Source organism: Saccharothrix sabaoui (assembly GCF_051756985.1).
GTDB lineage: Bacteria > Actinomycetota > Actinomycetes > Mycobacteriales > Pseudonocardiaceae > Actinosynnema.
This window is the reverse complement of sequence record NZ_JBPKJK010000006.1, coordinates 55,956-79,636: the sequence shown is the minus strand read 5'-3', so window position 1 is coordinate 79,636 and position 23,681 is coordinate 55,956. Positions and strand designations below refer to the sequence as shown.

Genomic DNA, 23,681 nt, shown 5'->3' with positions numbered 1-23,681 from the left:
ACGCGGGCGTTTCCCCGCCCGACCGGCCGGTGAGGTGGGAGAAGGAGGAGGACCACTCCTCTCCACTCTCAACTTATAGCGCACCCCGGGGCTTGCGGCAAGGGCCCGGTGATGCCGCAGAATCGCCGCTCACCACCGGAACCTGCGGAAATGGGTGTCGCGAAGTGCGTGTGCTGTTGTCGACCTACGGGTCGCGGGGGGACGTCGAACCACTGGTCGGTCTCGCGGTGCGGTTGCGGGAAGCCGGCGCCGAGGTGCGGGTGTGCGCGCCGCCGGACGAGGACTTCGTGCGCCGGCTGGCCGGGATCGGCGTGGCGCTGGTGCCGGTCGGGCCGTCGGCGAGCGCGCTGACGACCGCGGCCCCGGCGCCGTCGTCCCTGCCGCGGCGGGCGGCCGAGTTGATCACGAGCCTGTTCGGGCAGGTCACCGCGGCGGCCGAGGGGTGCGACGCGGTGGTGGCGACCGGCGCGCTGCCGGCCGCGGCGGGCGCGCTGTCGGTGGCCGAGCGCCTGGGCGTCCGGGCGGTGTCGGTGACCTTCCAGCAGCTCACGCTGCCGTCGCCGCACCGCCCGCCGCTGGCGTACCCGGGCCGGCCGTTCCCGGAGGGCGTCACCGACAACGGGGCGCTCTGGGACCTGGACGCGCGGAGCATCGACGCGCTGTTCGGCGAGGCGCTCAACGCGAGCCGGGTGTCGGCCGGCCTGCCGCCGGTGGACCGCGTCCGCGACTACGTCGTCGGCGACCGGCCGTGGCTGGCGACGGACCCCGTCCTGGACCCGTGGCGCGGGGCGCCGGAGCTGGACGTCGTGCAGACCGGCGCGTGGTTCGCGCCCGGGTCCCGGCCGCTGCCGGACGAGCTGGTGGCGTTCCTGGACGCCGGCGACCCGCCGGTCTACGTGGGCTTCGGCAGCATGCCGATGCACGGCTCCCCGGACGCCGCCCGCGCGGCGGTGGAGGCGGTCCGGGCGCAGGGCCGCCGCACGGTGCTCTCCCGCGGCTGGGCCGGGCTGGCCCCGGTGGACGACGCCGACGACTGCTTCACCGTCGGCGAGGTCGACCACCGGGCGCTGTTCGGCCGGGTGGCCGCCGTCGTGCACCACGGCGGGGCGGGCACGACGACGACGGCGGCCCGCGCCGGCGCGCCACAGGTGGTGGTGCCCCAGGCGGTGGACCAGCCGTACTGGGCCGGTCGGGTGGCCGCGCTGGGCATCGGCGCGGCGCACGACGGCCCGACCCCGACCGCGGGTTCGCTGTCGGCCGCGCTCGCGACGGCCCTGTCCCCCGCCACCCGCGCCCGGGCCGCCGCCGTGGCCGACGAGGTCCGCGTGGACGGCGCGGCGGTGGCCGCGAGGCTGCTGCTCGACGGGCCCGCTGCCCGACGCCACCGACCGGGAGGGGCCTGAGCGTGATTTGACAGGGGGCGGAGAATGAAAAATCGGCCTGCTCTTCACCGAGGGGTGAACAGCCTGCCGAATCTACTACGAGATTAGCCGTTGCGGGGAGCACGTGTCAACTCAGGGTTATGAAGAAGAGCTGCGGTCCGAACGGGACTACGTGGCCGGGCTCTACGCGCGGCTGGACGCCGAGCGCGCGCGGGTGAAGAACGCGTACGACGCGGCGCTGCGGGGGCGCGACGGCACCCCGGTGGAACGGGATTCCGAGGTGCGCGCGCTGGTCAAGGAGGCGAAGCGGCTGGCCGTGGCCGACAACGGGCTGTGCTTCGGCCGGCTGGACGCGGTGTCGGGCGAGCGCCGGTACATCGGCCGGATCGGCCTGTTCGACGAGGGCGGGGACTACGACCCGGTGCTGCTCGACTGGCGGGCGCCGGCGTCGCGCGCGTTCTACGTCGCCACCGGGGCGAACCCGGAGGGCATGCGCCGCCGCCGCCAGTTCCACGCGCGCGGGCGCCGGGTGGTCGGCTTCACCGACGAGGCGCTCGGCCGCCCCAGCGGTGACGAGGGCGAGGACGCGGCGCTGCTCGCGGCGGTCAACGCGCCGCGCGGCGAGGGCATGCGCGACATCGTGGCGACGATCCAGGCCGAGCAGGACGAGATCATCCGCCTCGACCACCCCGGCGTGCTGGTGATCGAGGGCGGGCCGGGCACCGGGAAGACCGTGGTGGCGCTGCACCGCGTCGCGTACCTGCTCTACACCCAGCGCGAGCGGATGGAGCGGCACGGCGTGCTCGTGGTCGGGCCGAACCCGGCGTTCCTCCACCACATCGGCCGCGTGCTGCCGTCGCTGGGCGAGTCCGACGTGGTGTTCACGACCACCGGCGGCCTCGTGCCCGGCCTGCGGGTCACCGCCGAGGACGCCCCGGACGCGGCGCGGCTCAAGGGGTCGCTGAAGGTCCTGGACGTGCTGGCGGCGGCGGTCGCCGACCGCCAGTGCCTGCCGGAGGAGCCGTTGCCGCTCGAACTGGGCGGCGTCCCGGCGCGGATCGACGCCGAGACCGCGGAGTGGGCCCGGGAGGAGGCGCGCGCGAGCGGGCTGCCGCACAACGAGGCGCGCGCGGTGTTCGCCGAGATCGTCACGTACGTGCTCACCGAGCGGGCCATCCCCCGGATCGGCAAGGGCTGGCTGACCCGGGAGGACCGCACGTCCTGGGAGCGCCTGCGGGTCGAGCTGCGCAAGGAGCTGGCGGAGAGCGACGAGTTCGCCGCCGCGCTGGACGAGCTGTGGCCGGTGCTGACGCCGGAGGACGTGCTGGCGACGCTCCTCTCCTCCCGCGAACGGCTGCGGGCGGCGGGCGGCGACCCGGTGCTGTGGCGCGCGGTCGGCGACGCCTGGACGGTGTCGGACGTGCCGCTGCTCGACGAGCTGGTGGACCTGCTGGGCCGCGACGAGGCGGTCGACCGGGAGGCCGAGCGGCAGCGGCGGGCGGCGACCGCGCACGCCGCCGAGGTGCTGGACAGCTTCGTCGGCCGCCAGGACTCGATGGACGACGAGGACCACCTGTTCGCCACGGACCTGCTCTACGCCGAGGACCTGGCGGAGCGCTTCGTCGAGCAGGACACCCGCGAGCTCGTCGAGCGGGCCGCCGCGGACCGGGACTGGACCTACCGGCACGTCGTGGTCGACGAGGCGCAGGAGCTGTCCGAGATGGACTGGCGGGTGCTGATGCGGCGCTGCCCGGGCCGGTCCTTCACGGTGGTGGGCGACCTCGCGCAACGCCGGTCGCCGGCCGGCGCGACGTCGTGGGAGGCGGTGCTGGAGCCGTACGTGCCCGACCGCTGGGTCTACCGGTCGCTGACCGTGAACTACCGCACGCCCGCGGAGATCATGACGGTCGCCGCCGCGGTGCTCGCCGACTTCGCGCCGGACGTCCGGCCGCCGGACTCGGTCCGCGCGTGCGGCGTGCGGCCGTGGTCGAGGCGGGTCGACGGGGACGGGCTGGCCGCCGCCGTCGCGGAGTTCGCGCGGGAGGAGGCCGGTCGGGAGGGCACCAGCGTCGTGATCGGGCCGCCGGACGTGCCGGGCGCGGTGGCGGCGTCGGAGACGAAGGGCCTGGAGTTCGACGCCGTGCTGGTCGTGGAACCGGAGCGCATCCTCGCCGACGGCCCACGCGGCGCGGCCGAGCTGTACGTCGCCCTCACCCGGGCCACCCAGCGCCTCGGTGTCCTGCACCGGGAGCCGTTGCCGGCGGCGCTGGCCGGGCTGGTCGACGTCGGGACGCCGGCGCGGGCCGGGGACCGGGGGTAGTCGTCGGGGACCGGCGCGGGATTCGCCCTATCGGGGTGTTTAAACCGTTCTCACCCGGATGTGGACGCATGTCCCGCGCCGCTCCCCGCCCGACGTTCGGACCATGGTGCGCCATGAGCACCACTCCTATCTTCGACGCGCTGTTCGAGGCCCACTTCGGTCCCGCCCACCGGACGACCACCGCACCGGGCGCCTGCCCCGAGGTCGTCCAGCACCGCGCGCACGAGCAGCGGCAGCCGCTGCCCAGCCCCCTCCAGCAGTGGTGGGACAGCGCGGCCCCGCCGGTGCGGCACGCCCGTTGAGCGGTGCGGCGGACCGGAACGTCGGCGCGGTGGTGTGACCGGCACCTCCTCGACGGAATGGACGATACGGTCCCGTCCGACGTATGTTGGACGGGACGATACCGTTCCGTCCGATTGAGGAGTCCCGTGTCCACCACCGCACCGCGCCAGGTCGTCGACGAGGCGATGCGCCTGCTCCTGGCCCACGACATGCCCGGTTTCGCCGACCTGTGGGCCGAGGACGGCGTCCTGGAGTTCCCGTTCGCCGCCGCCGGTTCGCCGCGCCGCCTGGAGGGCCGGGCCGCCGTGCACGACTACCTGCGCGGCTACAACGACCTGGTCGCGCCGAGGGCGGTCACCGCGCTGACCCTGCACGAGACCACCGACCCGACGACCGTCGTGGTCGAGTTCGAGGTGGAGGGCGTGGCCGTGCCCACGGGCGCGGACTACCGGATGGCCTACATCGCGGTGATCACCGTCGTCGACGGGGCGATCACCCACTACCGCGACTACTGGAGCCCGAAGGCCGCCGAAGACATGGGCTTCGCGGCATGACGGCCCTGGTCACCGGCGGCACCGGCACGACCGGCAGCCGCGTCGCCGCCCTGCTGCGCCCGACCACCCCGGTGCGCGTCGCCAGTCGCCGCCCGGGCGTGGACCGGGTGCCCTTCGACTGGACCGACCCCGCCACGCACGCGCCCGCGCTGGACGGCGTGGACCGCGTCTACCTCGTCGCGCCGATCGGGGTGGCCGAGCCGGCGCCGCTGGTCGAACCGTTCCTCGCCGCGGCGGCGGACGCGGGCGTGCGCCGCGTCGTGCTGCTCGGCTCCTCCGCGATCGAGGAGGGCGGCACCGGCATGGGCGCGCTCTACCGGCTGGTCCGCTCCGCCGTCCCGGAGTGGGCGGTGCTGCGCCCGTCGTGGTTCATGCAGAACTTCACCGGTGACCACGCCGTCGCGCACTCCCTGCGCGCCGACCGCGAGGTGGTCACCGCCACCGGCGACGGCCGGGTGGCGTTCGTGGACGCCGACGACATCGCCGCGGTCGCGTTCCGCGCGCTCACCGACCCCGAGCCGCACGACGCGGAGCACGTGATCACCGGCCCGGAGGCGTTGAGCTACGCCGACGCCGCCGCGACGATCGCCCGGGTCACCGGGCTGCCCGTCCGGCACCGGTCGGTCGACGTGCCCACCCTGGTCGACCGGCTGGCCGCGGCGGGCCTCCCCCGCACCTTCGCCGCCGTGCTCGCCGGCCTGGACGAGGACATCGGGCGCGGCGCCGAGGACCGGGTCACCGACACCGTGGCCCGGGTGACCGGCCGGCCGCCCCGCTCGTTCGCCGAGCACGTGGCGGCCCACCGGGAGGTGTTCGCCGCGTGACCAGGCGCACGCCGTCCGGCGCGGCCGTCCTCCAGCCGCAGATCACCTCCGCCATCACCGAGGCCGTGCTGGACGAGCTGGCCGAGCACGGCTACGGCCGGCTGTCGATGGAGGCGGTGGCCAAGCGCGCCGGTGTGGGCAAGAGCGCGCTGTACCGCCGCTGGCCGGCCAAGCCGGACATGGTGGTCGCGGTGCTCTCCGAGTTCAGCGTCCCCCTCGCCGAGGTCGCGGACACCGGGTCGCTGCGCGGCGACCTGGTGGCCACGCTGCACGCGATGCGCGACTGGCTGACCCACCCGCGCTTCGCCGCGATACTGCCCGACCTCACCGCCGAGGCCGGGCGCAACCCGGTGCTCGCCGAGGCGGTGCGGACCACGATCGGCGAACCCCGGCGCGCCCTGGGCGCGGCCACCCTGCGCCGCGCGGTCGAGCGCGGCGAGCTGCCCGCCGACCTGGACGTGGAACTCGCCCTCGACCTCGTCGGCGCGCCGCTGTACTGGCGGCTGGCCGTGCGCCGGGTGGAGCTGGGGCCGGACTACCTGGAGCGCCTGGCCGAGCACGTGCTGCGCGCGCTGGGCGCCCGTCCGCCCGGAGGCGGCACGGCGGATCGGCCCGAGGGCGGCACGGCGGATCAGGCCGGGGCCGGCACGGCGGATCAGGCCGGGGCCGGCACGGCGGATCAGGCCGGGGCCGGCACGGCGGATCAGGCCGGGGGCGGCACGGCGAAGTAGCCGCCGCCGACCGCGAGCAGGTAGGGGCCGAGCGCGTCCGCCGGCATCCGGGACTGGGCGAGGGCGAACCCGGTGGCGAAGTCGTCCTGGAACGCCATGAACAGCACGCCCTCGTCCGGCGTGCCCTGCGGTGTCGGCGGGGCCTGGTAGGACCAGGACCGGCGGAGCATCCGGGGCGACGCCGCGCCCGGCGTGCGCGGGTTCATCGCCCGGACGTGCGAGTCCAGCGGGACCGCCGCGCCGGTGGGGTCGGCGGCGAGGTCGGGGACGGCGTGCGCCGGGGTGCCGTCGAGCCACGTGCCGTCCCGCCGGCGGCCGATGACCCGGCTCTGCCGCTCCTCGCTGTCGTGGTCCCACAGCCGGTGCGCCAGGCGGATGACGCGGACCGCCAGCAGGGCCTCGCCGGTCGGCAGCAGGACCGACCGGTCGTTGGTGTGGCCCTCGACGAAGCCGAACGGGTTGCGCTGGAGCGAGTCGTCCACGGTGTCGCGCCGGACCGCGGTCCGCCAGGTGACCCGGGTGTCCGGCAGGGCCTCGCACAGCCCGGTCAGGCGGTCCGCGCACGCGGCCTCGTCGTCGCCCTCCACCTGGAGGAACGCGTCGGTGTTCGCGCGCTCGGGCAGCAGCACCTCGCCCGGGAACGGGGGCATCGCGGTCAGGCCGGGCGTGCCGGGCGACAGGCGCGGGCCGAGGCCGACCAGGACGTCCGGCTCGCCGCGCAGCTCGCGCAGCGGACCGGCCGCGCCCGTGCGCAGGAACGCCACCGCGCCCGCCCGCGCCGGTCGCCGCAGGGCGGGGTGCTCCACCGCGGCGGCGGGCGCGGTGGAGCAGCCGGTCAGGGCGGTGAGGACGGCTCCGGCCAGGAAGGCGCGCCGGGTCGGGCTCATCCGGCGTGGCCCTCGGCGGGCAGGCCCAGCGCCCGGCCGACCTCGCGGTCCACCGTCGCGTACCCCGCCAGGCCCCACGTGCCGCACGGTTCGGTGCGGTGCGCGACCGGCGCGCCCCGCTCGTCGACGTGCTGCCCGTCCGCGGTGCGGAAGCAGTGGCGCGCCAGCAGGTCGTCCCCGGTCAGGTCGTGGTGCGCCACCGGGCGGAAGTAGCCCTTCGACCACGGCAGCCGGTTGATGAACAGGGGCGGGACCAGCAGGGCGTCCGGGCGCAGCCGCGCGGGGTCCGGCACGGCCCCGTCCGACGGCGGCCCGTAGACGTAGACCAGGTTCGCGCCGGGCATCGGCGCGCGCTCGCGCGGCAGGTCCGCCGCCACCACCCGGCCGAACAGGCGCCTGCCGTCGACCAGGTGCAGCGCGAACACGTCGCCCGCGCGCACCGCCTTGCGCGAACCCGGCCCCGCGACCAGGTTCACCGGGGGTACCCGTTGCGGCCCAACCACGCCTCTCCCCACTTCACGGCCTGATCGTAGTAGGGGTGCTTCGGGCTGATGCTGTTGCGGACGTTCTCGCCCCGGTTGCGGTTGATCAGCGCCTGCTCGATGGCACGCGCCTCGCCCCGGGTCACCGAACCGTTGCGGGTCACCGTCTCCAGGTGGTCGAACGCCTTGCCGGCGTGCTCGCCGGCGCGGCGGGAGACGTTGTTGGTGATCCCCGAGTACACCGAGTCGCCGTTGCGGATGCCCCGGTAGACGTCCACGCCCGCCTCGGCGTTGCGGCCCTGGGTCAGCGCGTTCGGGAACGGCGGCATCGCCTTGGACGCCTTGCCCAGCCCGCCCAGCGCGCCGCCGAGCGCGCCCATCGCGCACCCGCCCGCCGCCGCGCCGCCCACGCCGCCCCAGCCCCAGTCGACCTTGCGGCCGGACAGGCGCTGGCCCGCGTAGTTCATGCCGCCTTCGAGCAGGCCGCCGACCAGGCAGCCCACCAGCAGCGGGTTGTGGCCGGACGGGTCGGTGAGGTTGGTGGGCGAGTTCGCCGCGTAGGCGTAGAGGTTCGTGCCGCCCGCGATGCCGATCGGGTCCTCGGAGACGAACCGCTGCAACGCCGGGCTGTAGTAGCGCGCCCGGTGGTGGCTCAGGCCGGTGCCGTCGTCCTGCCGCCCGGTGAACGCAAGGTCCGAGCCCCGCCGGTCGCCGGTCGTGGCGGGCACGCCGAACGGGTCGTAGGCGGTGGTGGCCGCCGTGGTGCCGTCCGCGCGGCCCAGCGCGACCGGCGAGCCGAGCACGTCGGTCAGGGTCGTGTCGGTGACGCCCGCCGCGGTGCGCGCGAACCACTGGTCCGTGCCGGCGGACAGCAGCGACCCGGTGACCTGGCCCGCCGCGTCCAGTTCGGCGACCGCGTTCGCGCCGTCGGTGACGAACCGCGTGGTCGTGCCGCCGACCACGCGGGTGGTGCGGGTGCCCGCCGCGTCGTAGGCGAACGCGCCGGTGAGCCCGACCCGGCTGGTGCCGGTCAACTGGCCCCGCGCGTTCCACGAGTAGGTGGTGGTGCCGTCGCCGGTCAGGTTGCCGTCGGCGTCGTGGGACAGCGCCGCGCCGCCCGCCGAGGTGAGGCGGTTGGCGTCGTCGTGGGCCAGGCCGGTCCGCGCCGCCGGGAGGGCGACGCCGGCGAGGCTGCCGGTGACCGACGTGCGGCGGCCGGCGGCGTCGTAGGTGTAGCCGAGGTCGCCCTTCGGCGTGCCCTGGTGGGCGTAGGCGATGCCGGTGACCTGGCCCGCGGCGTCGTGGGTGTAGGTCTGGGTCCACCCGCCGGGCAGGGTCAGCACGGCCACCCGGCCCGCCGCGTCCCTGGTGGCGGTGGTGCTGTCGCCGCCGCGGGTGACGCCGGTGAACGCGCCGGACGCGTCGTAGGCGTAGGTGGTGGTGGGCAGCCCGGTCACGGTGGTGGACGCCTGCCTGCCCGCCGCGTCGTAGCCGCGGCCGACCGCGCCGTTGGGGCCGGTGACCGAGGTGAGCCGGTCGCGCACGTCGTAGGCGTGGGTGAGCGTGCCGCCCGCGCTGTCCTCCAGCACGGCCAACCGGTCGAGCGCGTCGTAGGTGTAGGTGAGCCGGGACTCCTGCGCGGACGCCCCCGTGACGCCGAACCGGGTCCTCGTCGGCCGGTCGAGCGCGTCGTAGGTGGTCTCGGTGCGCTTGCCGGAGCGGGTGACCGAGGCCGTGGGCCGGCCCGCCGGGTCGTAGGCGGTGGTGGCGGTGCGGCCGAGCGGGTCGGTGGTGGACACCGGCCGGTCCTGGCCGTCGTAGGACCACCGGGTGACCTTGCCGCGCTGGTCGGTGTACGACGTGAGGTTGCCGCCGTCGTCGTGGCCGAACCGGCTCACGCCGCCCAGCGCGTCGGTGACGGTGACCGGCTGGTCGAGCACGTCGTAGGCGGTCAGCGTGGCCGCGCCGGACGGGTCGGTCTCCTGCACGAGCCGCCCCGCCGCGTCCGCGAAGTGCCTCGCGGTGCGGCCCAGCGCGTCGGTGGCCGACACCGCGCCGCCCGCCTCGTAGGCGAACCTCGTGACCGCGCCGCCGGGGTCGGTCACCGTCGCGACCTGCCCGGAGGAGGTCCACGTCGTGGTCGTGACGCGGCCCGCCGGGTCGGTGGCGGTGAGCGGGTTGCCCTTGGCGTCGTAGGTGTAGGTGGTGGTCGCGCCGTCGGCGTCCGTGGTGGACGTCGGCCGGTCGAACGCCCCGTAGGTCGCGCCGCCGCTGGTGAACGCGTCACCGGTGCCCGCGAGCCCGGTGATCGCGGTGACCCGCCCGCCGGCATCGTAGGTGTAGCCGGTGCGCCTGCCGTACGGGTCGACCACGGCGTCGACCCGGTTGTCCGGTCCGCGCACGTAGGTCGTGGTGCGGGCCAGCGGCGTGCCGTGCGCGGCGGTGTCGGACGCCACCATGCGGTTGGCGTCGAAGACGACCCGGCGCACGGACCCGTTGGGCTGGGTCACCCGCGTCTCGGTGATCGCGCCCGCCGCGTCCAGGGTGTAGTCGAACTCGTAGCTGCCGCCGTCGGCGAGGTCCTGCCGCCGCACCCGGCCGTTCGCGTCGTAGGCGACGTCGAGGTAGGCCACTCCCCTGGCGTCGGTGATCCGGGTGACGCGGTTCGCGGTGTCGTAGGCGTAGGTGGTGACCTTGCCCGCCACGTCGGTGACGGTGGCGAGCCGGCCCGCCGCGTCGTAGGTGTAGGACGTGGTGCGGCCGATGTTGTCGCGCGCCCGGCTGACCCGGTTGGTGGCGTCGTACTCCAGGGAGATCCAGCGGCCGTTGGGCGAGGTGATCCGGGTGACCTCGCCGTTCGCGCCGCCGGTGCGGGTGAACGTCACCTGGTTGCCGTTGCGGTCCTGCATCGCGCGCGGCCGGGCGTACCAGGGGAAGAAGTACTTGGTGCCGTCGCGCAGGGTCAGCACCCAGTCGCCGTTGGCCTGGGCGATGGTCGAGCCGGTGAACCGGCCGGGCGAGCCGACCGCGCCGAACACGGCGTCGTTGTAGCCGGTGCCGGGCGAGGTCCGCGCGTAGTGCGCCCGCCCGCCGCCGGGCGTGTAGAGGTCGACCTCCTGGTACTGCTGCTCGGAGGCCAGGAACATGTTGAAGTCGGCGCCGGAGTTCAGGCCGAACTCGCGGACCTTGCCGTCGCCCTGCCAGTACTGGCGGGTCAGCGAGATCGGCAGCGTGTCGTTGAGGCCGAGGTCGGTGTGGGCGTCGGTGAGCAGGCCGGTGGACAGGTCGACCGGGTCGCCGGACAGCTTGTCGACCAGGTCCTGCCACCACGGCTTGTCCGGCTTCGGGTTGCCGGGCGTGTTGAACATCGCGCCGTCGAGCGTCCACAGGCGGGTCTTGTCGTCCGGCACCACGCGGGTGCCGTCGTCGTCGACGCGGCCCTTGCCGTAGACGTACCAGCCCTCGTCGGTCGGGTCGTAGTTCCAGAAGTCGACCTCGGTGCCGGGCGGCAGGTCGGTGTAGTTCGGGTACACCACCGACGCGCCGTCGGGGAAGATCGACGTGCCGCCGGGCTGCACGGTGAAGTAGGTGGGCACGATCCCGTTGCGCGGCAGCGGGTACGGCGGCCGGTCGACCGGGATCGCGGTGATGCCCAGCTCCCGCACGACGTTGCCGTCCTGGTCGCGCACCACGGACCCGGCCGGGACGCGCACCTCCAGGCCGGGCACGTCGGGGGTGGTCAGCACGGTCTCGGCCTTGGTGGGCGCGTCGATCGCCACCGTGTTGCGCATGTCCAGGCGCGGCAGCCACACCGTCGCGTCCAGCGGGGTGGTGACGCCCTTGGCGACCTTGGCGCGGATGCGGAACGTGCCGTGCTTGACCTTCCCGGCCGCGTACCCGTCGACCACGACGGTCGTGGCGTTCTCGCGGACGTCGGCGAGCAGGAAGCGGCCCTGCGCGTCGGTCGTCGTGCGCACCGAGTCGACGCGCACGGGGATGCCCGCGAGCGGCGCGCCGTCGAGGTCGCGGACGTGGCCGCTGACCGCGGTCGTGCCGGGCGGTGCCACGAGGTCCCCCACGGGCACGGGGTCGGCGCGGCGGGTCGACCAGTCGACGCCGTCGAGGTTGCCCTGGTCCGGTGACCAGGCGGGGGCGAGGTCGGGTTCGGGCTCCGGGTCCGGGGTGGCCGCGCTCGACGAGCGCGGGTCGGCGGGCACGCGGCCCGGCTGGGCCTTCGCGGGCCTCGGGTCCTCGACGTGCGGCGCGTCGTCGGGCTTGCGGGGTCGCGGGTGGCGGACCGGGGCCTGCGGTTCGGCGGTGTCGGTCACCTCGGTCCGGGCGGTGGCCGCGCCGGCGGGCAGGGTGGCGGTGAACGTGACGGAGCCGAGCAGCGCCGCCGCGGGCGCCACGACGAGCCGGTAGGTGCCGACCGAGGGCAGCGTGACGTCGAGCGTGGCGTTGCCGTACCTGGCCGCGCCGATCCGGGCGCCGGTGGGGCCGTTGAGCTGCCAGTTCAGGTCGCAGCAGCCGAAGGACGACGACGTGCCCGCGGAGGTGATCACCACGCGCTGGTTCGCGGCGCCGGTGAACGTCGCGTAGCCGTCCTGGCCGGGGTTGGTGAAGGTCGGCGTCCTCGCGGTGCCGTTGAGCGGGAGCGGGCCGAAGTCGAGGTCGTTCGGCACGGTCCAGGTCTTGACCGTCGTGCTGCCGGTCAGGGCGGCGGCCGGGTTCACGTCGATCCGGTAGGTGCCGTCCTGCGGGAGGGCGATGGTGTCGAGGGTGTTGTTGCCGTACTTCGCGGTGCCCACCCGCGTGCCGTTCGGCGCGGTCAACTGCCAGTCCAGGTCGCAGCACCCGAACGACGCCGACGTGCCGCTGGTCTGGACCAGCACCCGCTGACCCGTGGTGCCGGTGAACGTGGTGTAGCCGTTCTGGCCCGGGTTGGCGAAGGTCAGCGTCTTCGCGGTGCCGTCGAGCGGTTGCGCGCCGCCGTCGAAGTCGGCGGGCACGGTCCAGGTCTTGACCGTCGTGCCGCCGATGAGCGCGGCGGCCGGGTTCACGTCGATCCGGTAGGTGCCGTCCTGCGGCAGGGCGATCGTGTCGAGGGTGTTGTTGCCGTACTTCGTGCTGCCCACCCGCGTGCCGTTCGGCGCGGTCAACTGCCAGTCCAGGTCGCAGCACCCGAACGACGCCGACGTGCCGCTGGTCTGGATCAGCACCCGCTGGCCCGTGGTGCCGGTGAAGGTGGTGTAGGCGTTCTGGCCGGGGTTGGCGACGGTGACGGTCTTCGCGGTGCCGTCGGTCGGCTGGGTGCCCGCGTCCAGGTCGGCGGGGACGGTCCACACCTTGGCGGTGGTGCCGCCGGTGAGCGCGGCGGCGGGGTTGAAGTACACCCGGTACGTGCCGTCCTGCGGCAGGGCGATCGTGTCGAGGGTGTTGTTGCCGTACTTCGCGTTCCCCACCCGCGTGCCGTCCGGCGCGATCACCTGCCAGTCCAGGTCGCAGCACCCGAAGGACGCCGACGTCGCGCTCGTCTGGACCAGGATGCGCTGGCCCGTCGTGCCGGCGAACGTCGTGTAGGCGTTCTGACCGGGGTTGGCGACGGTGACGGTCTTCGCCGTGCCGTCCGTCGGCTGGGTGCCCGCGTCCAGGTCCGCCGGTACCGTCCAGACCTTGACCGTCGTGCCGCCGACCAGCGTGCTCGCCGGGTTGATGTACACCCGGTACGTGCCGGTCTGCGGCAGGGCGATCGTGTCGAGGGTGTTGTTGTTGTACTTGGCGTTGCCGACCCGCGTGCCGTCCGGCGCGATCACCTGCCAGTCCAGGTCGCAGCACCCGAAGGACGCCGATGTCGCGCTCGTCTGGACCAGGATGCGCTGACCCGTCGTACCGGCGAACGTCGTGTAGGCGTTCTGGCCCGGGTTGGCGATCGTGACCGCCTTGGCCGTGCCGTCCGTCGGCTGCGCGCCGGCGTCCAGGTCGTCGGGCACGGTCCACGCCTTGACCGTCGTGCCGCCGACGAGGGCGGCGGCCGGGTTGACGACCAGGCGGTAGGTGCCGGTCTGCGGCAGCGCGATCGTGTCGAGGGTGTTGTTGTTGTACTTGGCGTTGCCGACCCGCGTGCCGTCCGGCGCGGCCAACCACCAGTCCAGGTCGCAGCAGCCGAACGACGCCGACGTGCCGGTGGTCTGCACGATCACGCGCTGACCGGTGGTGCCGGCGAACGTCGTGAAGGCGTTGCGGCCGGGGTGGGCGACGGTGACGGTGGTCGGGGTGCCGTCGAGCGCCTGGACGCCCGCGTCGAGGTCGGCGGGGACGTCCCACGCGCTGATCGTCGTGCCGCCGGTGAGGCCGCGGGCCGGGTCGAGCCAGATGCGGTAGGTGCCGGTCTGCGGCAGGGCGATCGTGTCGAGGGTGTTGTTGCCGTACTTGGCGTTGCCGACCCGCGTGCCGTCCGGGGCGATCAGCCACCAGTCCAGGTCGCAGCACCCGAACGAACCGGACGTGGCGCTCGTCTGGACCAGCACCCGTTGCCCGGCGGTGCCCGCGAACGCGGTGAAGGCGTTGCGGCCGGGGTGGGTCGTGGTCACGGGCTTCGGCGTGCCGTCGAGCGGCTGGACGCCCGCGTCGAGGTCGGCGGGGACCCTGTGCACGGTCACCGAGATCGTGCCCGCGTTGGCCGAGGTGTTGCGCAGCACGACCGTCCGCAGGCCGGCCCCGGTGGCGGGACCGGTCTCGATCCAGCCGCTCGTGCCGGGGCACGACGCCGAGCCGGTCTGCCGGTTGCGCTCGTCGTAGGCGCGGGCTTCGAGGCCGCACGAGCCGAACGTGCCGCCGGTCAGGGTCACCGCGAACCGCTCGCCGTCGGCGGCCGGGAAGTGCCGCAGGGCGTGCTTCCCGGCGGGGACCGCGACCTGGGTGGCGGTGTCGACGGGGATGGCGGCGGTCGAGTCGATGTTCTCCGGGGCGACGCCGGCGGGCGGCACGACGAGCACGGCGGCGCTGGTCGCGGTGCCGGCGGGCGTGCTGAACGAGATCGGGCCGGACGCGGAGCCGGGCGGGACGGTGACCACGAGGCTGGTCGCGGTGCGGGCGGTGACCGGGGCGAGCAGGCCGTTGACCCGCACCAGGTTGTTGGCGAACTCGGGGTCGGTGCCGGTGACGGTGAGCGTGACGGACGCGCCGGTGGTGGCGGTCCTCGGCGAGAAGTCGGTGAGGGCGGGCCGGTCGTCGCCGATGACGACGACGCCGTCGAGCGCGGCCGTGCCGTGGGGCGAGGTGACCGACAGCGGGCCGCTGGTGGCCCCCTCGGGGACGGTCACGACGAGCTTGTCCGGCGCGGCGGACGTGACGGTGGCGGCCGTGCCGTTGAAGCGGGCGCCGGTGCCGGTGGCGGTGAAGCCCTTGCCGGTGACCGTGACGGTGTCGCCGGGCCGGACCCGGCTGGGCACGGCCGACAGGACCGCGACGGGGGGCGTGCCGAGCCGTTCGACGCCGGTGGTGTTGCCCGCCGCGTCGTAGCCGTAGCGGACGACCGAGCCGTCGGCGGCGACGACGCCGGTGAGCCGGCCCAGGGCGTCGTAGGCGAAGGACGCGGGGCCGGGCGGCGGCTCGGCGACCTGCTGGACCTGCTGGACCTGTTGTGGCTGGTGGACGGCGGCCTGCGGCGGTCGCGGCTGGGCGGTGGAGTACCCCGAGGCCGTGCCGGCGACGGTGAGGAGCGCCAGGGACAGGGTGGCGAGGCGTCTGGTCGAACGCGGCACGGCGTCTCCTCGGACCGGGGCGAGCGGGGTCGCTGCGCTCGGCGTTTCGCGAGGCGTGCCGGGTTCATTACAGGGGGCGCGCGAAAGCCGAAGCATGATGATCACTCGCGTTCGTCCGGACTGTCCGTTTCGGCACATCAGGGCAGGTCCAGAGCCCGAAACACCGTCCTTCGGGGTGCCGCAGAGCGGGAGGCGCGCGGTCGGCGCGGGCGCTCTTACACCACAGCCCGGTCGGGCAGGTGACGACCAGCTTGCGACTCGCCCACGCGCAGGTGAATAACCTGGGCGTCGTGATCACCGCAGTGTTCGAGACCAGCGCCGACCTCTACCGCGCGATCACCGAGTTCGCCGCCGGCACACCGTCGTGGTTCCAGGACTTCGCCGAGTGGGGCACCGACGGCGGGCTGGTCGTGTTCGCCGTGCTGTTCCTGCTGGCCGCCTGGCGGCTCCGGCGGGCGCCGTCCCGGGTGCTGGCCCCGGCCCTGCTGGCCCCGTTCGCCACCGTGGGCGCGTACGCGATCAGCGAGACGGCCAAGTCGCTCATCGAGGAGGAGCGCCCGTGCCGGGCGGTGGTGGGCGCGCTCCCCCTGGCCGAGTGCCCGCCCGTGGGCGACTGGTCGTTCCCCAGCAACCACGCCACGATCGCCGCCGCGAGCGCGGGCGCCCTGGTCCTGGCGTGGCGGAAGCTGGCGCCCCTCGTCCTCCCGCTGGCCGCGGTCATGGCGCTGTCGCGCGTGTTCGTCGGCGTGCACTACCCGCACGACGTGGCCGTCGGCTACCTGCTGGGCGTCCTCGCCGCCCCCCTGCTGGCCCTGGCGTTCGTACCGGTCGCCACCTCCCTGATCGACCGCTTCCGCCCGCGCCTGCTCCCCTCCCCGACGGCGGACGCGGACACGGTCGTCGTCGGCGCGCTGGACGTCACGGAACGCATCCCCCGCCCCACCCCACCCGGCGACGACGCGACCCACCGCCTGCCGCGCGTGCGCTGACCACCGCCCGCCGACCGCCGCCCGCCGCGATCACGACCGTCCGACCGGGTTTTCCGCACTACTGCGGGATGTTCCCCTGACGCTGGACGACAGGCAGTCGTGGGACCATGCCTCCTTGGAGGACGTGACGAGGAGGGCCTGTGGCGCGTGCTGACCGGGTGACCGCGTCCAACCACGTGGAAGGACAGGTGCTCGGGCCGAGCGTGCAGGCCGGGGTGATCCACGGTGGCGTGCACTTCGCCGCACCGGCGGCCGGGACGGCCTCGGACGAGGTCGTCTCGCTGCTGCGCGCCCAGGTGCAGGCGGCCCAGGAGCTGCCGCGCCTGCTGCCCGGTGCGCGGCACCCCGCGCTGACCGACGTCTACGTGCGCCAGGACCTCGGCAGCGCCGTCGAGGACACCGTGCCCGAGCCGTCGCGGCCGACCCCGATCCTCGACGGCCACGGCCAGCTCGTCGAGGTGCCGGGCCCGCCGGTGGTCAGGGTCGCCGTGCGACCGCCGGTGCGCACCGTGCGCGACGCGCTCGACGGTGCCGACCACCTGGTCGTCACGGGCGGGGCGGGGCAGGGCAAGTCCACGCTGTCCCTCCGGCTCGCCGCCGAGGTCGCCGCGAGCCGTCTCCACGGCGGTGCGGAGCCGATGGGCGAGTCGGTCCTGCCCCTGCGGCTGACCGCGCGCGAGTTGGCCGCCCGGTTGGACCTGCCGTTCCCGGAGGCCCTGGCGGACAGCGTGCGCGCCGATTACGGGGCGTTCCTGCGGAAGCCGGTGTCCGCCGACGTGCTGGCCGAGCGGTTCGATGGTCGCCGGTGGCTGCTGCTCGTCGACGGGCTGGACGAGGTGGCGGACAGCGAGGACCGGTACCGGCTGGTCAAGGTCCTCGCCTCGTGCGCCGCGGACCCGCACTACCGCGTCGTGCTGACCACCCGGCCGATCGAGGGAGCACTCCTCGCACCGCTGTACCGGAAGGGCGCGGTGCGCTACGAGCTCCAGGCGTTCGACGACGAGACGCTGCGCCGCTTCGCGGAGAACTGGTTCGCCGACGAGGGACCGGACCCGGCCGACCGCTTCCTGCGCCAGATCCGCGCCGCGCACCTGGACGACCTGGTCCGCGTGCCGCTCCTGGCCACCATCGCGGCCATCGTCTTCCAGCAGCGCACCGACCTGCCCCTGCCGGACAACCAGTACGAGCTGTACGAGGAGTACTTCTCCTTCCTGCGCACGGTCCGGCCCGCGGACAGCCCGTTCGAACCGCACCGGGCACGCCTGCTGGAGCACCTCGGGCTCGTCCGGGTGCGGACCGACACGTCCCTGGTCTCCGCCGCGCGCGACTGGGTCCGCGACCACGTCTCCCCGGAGCGGCTTCCGGCGGGCTGGCCGGAGGCGCTGACCGCGTTCCTGGTCAACGCGGGTCCCCTGGTCGTCCGGGGCGACGGCGACTTGGCGTTCCTGCACCACAGCTTCGCGGAGCACCTCGCCGCGACCGCCACCGCGAGCCTGCTGCCCGAGACGTTCGCCGCCGACCAGGAGGACTTCGCCCACCTCCTGCACGCCGCCCGTCCCGAGGAGCGCGGGCGCTACGCCCGGTCGGTGGCGCTGCACTACACGCGCCTGCGCCCGGACCAGGCGGACCCGCTGCTGAGGTCCCTGCACGCGGGCAGCGCCGAACAGCACCTGCTGGCCGCGCGCCTGCTGTCCAAGCGCGTGCCCGCGGGCACGCCCACCGTGGACGCGTTCCTCGACACCGTTCGCGGTTGGGCGACCACGACCCACTACCTGGCGGGCGACATCCTCGACCACGCCTGCCGCACCACCCAGCACCCCGGCCTGGCCGTGTGGCTGGTGGGGTTGATGCGGGAGGGAGGTGCGCCCCTGTCGACGCGGTGCAAGGCCGCGGCGGCGTTGTCGGTCCGGCTGCGCGGCGAGCACCTCGCGGAGGCCACCCGGTTCCTCCACGCGCTGGTCGACGACGCGGGTGCCCCGGTCGACGTGCGCCTGGCCGCGGCCGAGGCGCTGTCGGACAGCGGGACGGCCGAGCGCGCCGCCGCCGAACGCGGACTGCGGTCCGTGCTCGACGACGACGCGGGGTCCGGTGCCGACCGCCGCGCGGCCGCCGTGGTCCTGGCCTCGTTCGAGGGGGACGCGCGTGACTTCGCGGTAACCGCGCTGACCCGCCTGCTGGACGACCGCGACACCGCGCCGGAGATCGTGGTCGAGGCGGCCACCGGCCTGGTCGAGATCGGCTCCGAGTTCCACGCGCGGGCGGCCGAAGCCTTCCGGCTCGTGCTGCACGACCGGGTGCACAGCGAAGTGGCGCGCGGTGACGCGGCCCTGGGCATGGCATCGCTCGGGCCCGACGGCGTCGAGGAGGCCGTCACCGCCCTGACCGCTGTGGTGAAGGATCGACGGCGGACGAGGGTGCACCGCGTATCGGCGGCCGAGGTGCTGGGCAGGTTGGGCCAGGACCACCGCCAGGCGGCCGGTGAGAGCGTGTTGGCGATGCTCGCGGAACCGGACGTCACCGCGTTCGACCGCCACTACTGCGTCTCTCGGTTAGCCGGTTTCGGCCCGGCGTTCCGCGCTGAGGCCGAGTACCGGTTGCTCGCGACCATCGCCGATCCCGGCACCGACACCCACCACGTGGTCGCGGCGCTCGACGCGTTGGGCCACCTCGGGGCGGAACACCTGCCCGAGGTGGCCCGGCGGCTGTGGGACCTGCTCGACGAGGTCAGGCCGGACCACGACTTGTTCACGACCCTGCTCGGCCACCTCGCGGATCTCGGTGAACCGCACCGGACGGCCGCGGTCGAGCGCCTGCTGGCCCACTTGGCCGACGGTGGCGCTCCGGCAACAAGTCGGTGCCGCGCCGCGTCCCGGCTGATCGACACCGGACCTGAGGTGCACGCGAAGGTCGCCCGCCACCTGCTGTCCATCGCCGAGGTGCAGGCCGATCCGATCGCCGTCATCGATGCGTGGCGCGAACTGGTGAAACTCGGACCGCAGTTCCATGCCCGCGCGCTCGACGCGCTGCTCCACACGACCCGGCTCGTGAAACCGGAACCCGTCGTTCGGTTCATCCCGATGCACGTCTTCGCGTCGAGCGAAGCGGACAGCGACCTCATCGCCGACGCGATGAGCGTGGTGATCGACGATCCCGACAGGACCTACCGGGAGCGGTTCCCGGCTTTGCACGGTCTGGTCGGGTTGGGGCCGCGCTTCCACCGCCGCACGGCCGACTCGCTGTGCGCGCTCTTGCGCGGCGTGAAGACGATGTACTTCGACTTCCGGTACGCCGCGACGGTGGCGCGTGGTTTGGGGATCGGTCTTCGCGAGGACGTCGCCCAGGTGCTGGTGGAGTTGATGGGCGACCCGAGGACGGACACGGACCGCGTTCACGCCATCCTCCTCGCTCTGGAGGTGATCGGTTTCGCGGACACGTCGACAGCCCGAATCGCCCTGCGCGCGGTGATCGACCACACGAACGACGCACTCAGCCGCCTCGACGCACGGGAGATGCTGCTTTCCCTCGATCCGGGTTCAGCACCCGCTGTGGCGGACCACCTCCTGAGCCCGAGGGGCATCGAGACCGTCGACGCGTGGCAGCACGCCATTGCCCATCTGTCCGCTCTCGGCGTGGAGGTGGCACCGATGCTGCGTGCCCTGCTCACCCACCCCGACGTGGACCGCCGGGTGAGTTGGATGGCCGCGCTGCACCTCGCCACGTCGTTCCCCGAACATCGTGAGGAGGCGCTGGCCGCGCTGCGGCGGCAGTTGGCGAACGCTCACCTGCAGCCAACCGTCCAGTCGGACGCGTTGCGCGAATTGGCCCAGACCGATCCCACCGAACTGGCACGGGTTGTAGAGGGCATAGCGGCTCTGGTCGGAGATGAACGCCTGCGGGTCATCGCACGGTGCAAGAGCGCGGTTTCGCAGGCGCAGGTGGACCGGTACGCCGCCCCCGGCGCACTCGCGCTCCTCGAACGCCTGGCGGACGACCCGAGGCTGAGCCTGGTCGAACGTGCCCAAGCCGTACGTCACATGCTGCAATTGGGATCACAACCCGTCGTGCCACGTCCCCGACTCCTGGCGGTCGCCGCTGCGGAGGCCAAGGCGGGCGCGCAACGCAGGGCGCTCTTCGTCGCACTACCGCGGGGACTTCGCACACAGGTCGAACGCACCTTGCTCGATGATCGCGTACTGCCGATCCGGGAACGGATGCCGGATGCCGACATCTGGGGTGACCTGCCGCTGGCGGGTGAGAGCACAGCATCCGCCCGTGAGGTCCTCACCGCGCCCGAGTTTCTCCCGAGAGAGCGGATCGACGCGGCGTTGAAACTGGCAAAGCTGGATATCCGCACCGTCCCGGAGATGACCGCCTACCTGGAAGGGGTACCCGCCGACTCGCCGGTGTCGACCCGGGCGAAGCAGGCACTGATCCTGCTCGGCACCCCGCGCGGCCGAGAGGTGCGGCGCGACCTCGAACGCACCGCTCAGGACCCGTCGGTCACCCCGCGCCGACGAGCGACCGCCCTCGCGATCCTGCGGGCGACGACGCTCGGACCTCGGCAGTCGCTGACCGAGGAACTCCGTCGGGTCGTCAACAGACCGAACGCCTCGGGGAAGCACCGCGTCGAAGCCCTGTTGGACCTGGGGCCGTTCGACGGTCTCGGTGACTTGCGGGCGCTGCGGGACGATCCCCGAACCCCCTCACCCGTCCGCCGGCAAGCGGCGCATGAATTGACCGAGTACCAACCCGAGGACTGGACCGCCGCCGCCGGGGTGTTCGAGGCGCTCGCGGCCGACCGCGACGAACGGCCCGCCCTCAGGTGGCGCGCGGCCCGGGACCTGGCGGCTCGTGGTCTGGTAGGCAGGGACCGCGCGGTCGAACTGCTGCGGACCATCGCCCGGGACTCGACGCTGCCGGTGGGCGCGCGGGCTCGGGCGGCGGCGACGCTGCGCGAGGTCTCGCCCAACACGGGCGGCGAGGTGTCGGGGTTGCTGCGCGACCTGCTCGTCACGGACGAGCCGCTGCTCCGCCGACTGGTCCTCCTCGCGATCGGCGAGACGCGCCCGGACGAGGCGGCGTTGGAACTTCTCGTCATGGCCCGGGACGAGCGGCACGGGCCGGTGGCGCGGGTGTGGTGCGCGCAGGGAGCCGTGCGGCTGTGGAGGGCGTGCCGGGACGGGGCCTCGGTGGTGGTCCGAGAGGTGGCGTCGGACGTAGGCGTTCCCCGGCACGTCCGACGGCGTGCGGCCTGTTTCCTGGCCCGGTGGAGCGAGGTGTGCCGGGAGGAGGCCCGTGCGGTGATCCGGTCGATCGACGTGGCGGGGCGTGGCTGACCGCGTGGAGCGCCGCCGCCGCTGTCGGTCGCGCGGCTACCCGGCGTTCGGCCCCGGTGCGCTCGCGCGCCTCTCGGTGGACCGCCGGTCGACCGCTTCCGCGACCTCGTCGAGCGCGCGGCGGATCATCGTGCCGTAGCCGTCGTCGCCGAGGGTGTGCTGGTGGCGGCGGGCGGCGGCGAGGTGGTGCCGGGCGGCGGCGAAGGAGGACAGGCGGCGGAGGTCGTCGGCGAGGTTGAGGTGCAGGGAGGGGCGGAACGCCTCGATGCGCAGGCTGTCGTGGTGGCGTTGGACGCGGTCGTCGGTGAGGGCGTCGGCGGCGTCCAGGGCGCGGACGTCCCAGATCAGGGCTTCCGCGGCGTCGTCGTGGAGGTCGGCGGCGTAGTGGGCCAGGACGCAGCGGTGGAACGGGTCGCCGGTCGGGCCGATGCGGTGCCAGAGGTCGAGCAGCCGGGTGCGGGCGGTGGCGGGGTCGCCCTGGTGGCCGAGGGTCACGGCGGCGGTGATCTCGGCCATGATCGGGTCGGGGGTGTCGGCCGTGGTGGAGGTGGAGGTGCTGGGGGCGGGGGTGTCGGTCGCGGTCATCCTGGCTGTCCTTCGGGTTCTGCTCGGAGGGGCATGACGAGGGTGGTGAGGTCGCCGTCGTCGGCGGAGCGGACGACGACGGGGTCGTGCGGTCCGGCGAGGTCGAGCATCACGTCCGGGCCGACCGCCGTGCTGATCGCCGGGTGCAGGGTGGTGGTGGCGAACCCGATCGCGATCGCCGGGCCGGTGACGACGGCGGCGACCGGTGGCGCGGGCGGGGTGCCCGCGGACGAGACGACGACCCCCGAACCGCGCACGTCGAGCCGGACGCGGTGGTCGCGCTGCGCCTCCAGGTCCCGCAGCAGGGCGTTGCGGGGGACCAGGACGCGGGTGCGCACCTCCGGCAGGGACGCCAGCAGCAGCCGGTGGTCGGGGAACGGTCCGGGCAGGGCGCGGCACTCGCGGGCGTCCGCGTCGTCGTCGCCCCGGAGATGGACGCGGCCGGCTCGGGCGCTCACCCGCAGGTCGTGGCGGCGGCGCGTCCACGGCAGCGCCAACCTCAGGTCGTCGGCGTCGACGGTGACCGCCCAGTCCGCCTCGCTCGGCGCGGTGGGGACGAGGGCGCGGGTCGACAGGCGGTACCGGTCGGTGGCGGTGAGCACGACACCGTCGGCGGACACCTCGACGCGCACCCCGTTGAGCACGGGCAGCTCCGGTTCCTGCGCGGTGGCGGTGAGGACCTGCTCGACGGCGGCGGTGAACACCGGGCCGTTGAGGCGTACCTCCGGCGCCGGCGGCACGAGACCGAGCGCGGCCTTGACCGCCGCGGCCGTCTCCCGGGCCCGGCGGGTGCGGTGCGCGAGGCGCGCCACGTACTCGTCGATGATCCGGGCGGCGTCGCGGGAGCCAGGTGCGAGGACCTCGGCGATCAGCTCCAGCGGCATGTCGACCTCGCGCAGGCGGCGGATCGCCGCGGCGCGTTCCGCCTGGTCGCGGGTGTAGTAGCGGTACCCGGACGAGTCGTCCACGCTGGCCGGCGGCAACAGGCCCGAGTCGGCGTAGAAGCGCAGCGCGCCGGCCGTCAACCCGCTGGAGCGGGCGAAGGCGCCGATGGTGAGGAGTTCGGGGTCGGGCACCCGGCCATCATCGGGCTTCGGGTAACCCGAAGGTCAACCGCGCGCCGTCAGTGGGTGAGCTTGAGGCCGATCACGCAGCCCACGACCCCCGCCAGCAACAGGGCCCTGACCGGCGACACCGGTTCCGCCCCCGACCACATGGCGTAGCCGGCGGTCAGGGCCGCGCCGATGCCGACCCACACCGCGTACGCCGTGCCCACGGGCAGGCCGCGCATGGCGTACGCGAGACCGGCCACGCTGCCGGTCGCGGCGAGGGCGAAGACGACCGTCGGCCAGAGCTTGGAGAACCCCTCCGACCTGCTCAGGGCGGTGGCCCACACGGCTTCCAGCACGGCGGAGAGGACGAGGACGACCCAGTGCACGACGACTCCCGGAACGCCGTCTTGTCGCTGACCGGGTACGGCGCCGCTCGTCCGGGAACCCGTTCCGGGCTCGTCCCCACCTTCCCACACGCCGGCGCGGCGCGTGCC

Annotated in this window: 14 protein-coding genes and 1 riboswitch; of the genes, 8 read left to right on the top strand and 6 right to left on the bottom strand. The window is 74.5% G+C overall.

The genetic code is table 11. From position 1 onward, the window contains the following. Window positions 1-164: 164 nt before the first annotated feature. The 6 genes from ACR807_RS03525 (at window position 165) to ACR807_RS03500 (ending at window position 6,093) form a co-directional block, all read left to right on the top strand. Window positions 165-1,403, top strand: a complete 1,239-nt coding sequence (locus ACR807_RS03525) for a glycosyltransferase (protein WP_438919721.1) — start codon at window positions 165-167, stop codon at window positions 1,401-1,403. A 103-nt stretch (window positions 1,404-1,506) separates the two neighbouring features. Further along, entirely contained in the window at window positions 1,507-3,702 is a 2,196-nt protein-coding gene (gene helR, locus ACR807_RS03520) for an RNA polymerase recycling motor ATPase HelR (protein WP_438919720.1), read from the top strand. Window positions 3,703-3,815: 113 nt separating this feature from the next. Then, window positions 3,816-4,004, top strand: coding sequence for a hypothetical protein (locus ACR807_RS03515; protein WP_438919719.1), 189 nt, complete (start codon window positions 3,816-3,818; stop codon window positions 4,002-4,004). A 126-nt stretch (window positions 4,005-4,130) separates the two neighbouring features. Beyond that, window positions 4,131-4,538, top strand: coding sequence for a nuclear transport factor 2 family protein (locus ACR807_RS03510; protein ID WP_438919718.1), 408 nt, complete (start codon window positions 4,131-4,133; stop codon window positions 4,536-4,538). Further along, entirely contained in the window at window positions 4,535-5,362 is an 828-nt protein-coding gene (locus ACR807_RS03505; protein ID WP_438919717.1) for an NAD(P)H-binding protein, read from the top strand. The genes ACR807_RS03510 and ACR807_RS03505 overlap by 4 nt, the downstream gene beginning before the upstream one ends. Next, window positions 5,359-6,093, top strand: a complete 735-nt coding sequence (locus ACR807_RS03500; RefSeq protein WP_438919716.1) for a TetR/AcrR family transcriptional regulator — start codon at window positions 5,359-5,361, stop codon at window positions 6,091-6,093. Before ACR807_RS03505 ends, ACR807_RS03500 begins: the two co-directional genes overlap by 4 nt. Here the strand turns inward: ACR807_RS03500 and ACR807_RS03495 are convergent. The 3 genes from ACR807_RS03495 to ACR807_RS03485 are packed head-to-tail and all read right to left on the bottom strand — an operon-like array spanning window position 6,066 to window position 15,225. Next, the gene (locus ACR807_RS03495; protein ID WP_438919715.1) at window positions 6,066-6,980 is read right to left on the bottom strand and encodes a Dyp-type peroxidase; all 915 of its coding nucleotides are present in this window, start codon (window positions 6,978-6,980) and stop codon (window positions 6,066-6,068) included. The two genes, ACR807_RS03500 and ACR807_RS03495, sit on opposite strands and share 28 nt — an antisense overlap. Beyond that, window positions 6,977-7,456: an Imm26 family immunity protein gene (locus tag ACR807_RS03490; protein WP_438919714.1), complete on the bottom strand. Its 480-nt coding sequence runs from the start codon at window positions 7,454-7,456 to the stop codon at window positions 6,977-6,979. The genes ACR807_RS03495 and ACR807_RS03490 overlap by 4 nt, the downstream gene beginning before the upstream one ends. After that, entirely contained in the window at window positions 7,453-15,225 is a 7,773-nt protein-coding gene (locus tag ACR807_RS03485; RefSeq protein WP_438919713.1) for an RHS repeat-associated core domain-containing protein, read from the bottom strand. Before ACR807_RS03485 ends, ACR807_RS03490 begins: the two co-directional genes overlap by 4 nt. A 290-nt stretch (window positions 15,226-15,515) precedes the next feature. Here ACR807_RS03485 and ACR807_RS03480 point away from each other — a divergent pair, with 290 nt between their 5' ends. Next, window positions 15,516-16,214: a phosphatase PAP2 family protein gene (locus tag ACR807_RS03480; protein WP_438919712.1), complete on the top strand. Its 699-nt coding sequence runs from the start codon at window positions 15,516-15,518 to the stop codon at window positions 16,212-16,214. 140 nt (window positions 16,215-16,354) lie between these two features. Beyond that, complete coding sequence (locus ACR807_RS03475) at window positions 16,355-21,550, top strand: NACHT domain-containing protein (protein ID WP_438919711.1); 5,196 nt, start codon at window positions 16,355-16,357, stop codon at window positions 21,548-21,550. A 36-nt stretch (window positions 21,551-21,586) separates the two neighbouring features. Here the strand turns inward: ACR807_RS03475 and ACR807_RS03470 are convergent, their stop codons facing one another. Genes ACR807_RS03470 through ACR807_RS03460 form a run of 3 tightly spaced genes read right to left on the bottom strand, consistent with a single transcriptional unit; the run spans window position 21,587 to window position 23,573 of the window. Next, complete coding sequence (locus ACR807_RS03470) at window positions 21,587-22,135, bottom strand: hypothetical protein (RefSeq protein ID WP_438919710.1); 549 nt, start codon at window positions 22,133-22,135, stop codon at window positions 21,587-21,589. Then, a complete protein-coding gene (locus tag ACR807_RS03465; RefSeq protein WP_438919709.1) occupies window positions 22,132-23,211 on the bottom strand; it encodes a DNA polymerase III subunit beta family protein in 1,080 nt (359 codons plus the stop codon). The genes ACR807_RS03470 and ACR807_RS03465 overlap by 4 nt, the downstream gene beginning before the upstream one ends. A 47-nt stretch (window positions 23,212-23,258) precedes the next feature. Further along, complete coding sequence (locus ACR807_RS03460; protein ID WP_438919708.1) at window positions 23,259-23,573, bottom strand: DMT family transporter; 315 nt, start codon at window positions 23,571-23,573, stop codon at window positions 23,259-23,261. Between the two features lie 10 nt (window positions 23,574-23,583). Beyond that, window positions 23,584-23,648, bottom strand: a riboswitch (guanidine-III (ykkC-III) riboswitch). Window positions 23,649-23,681: the final 33 nt, after the last annotated feature.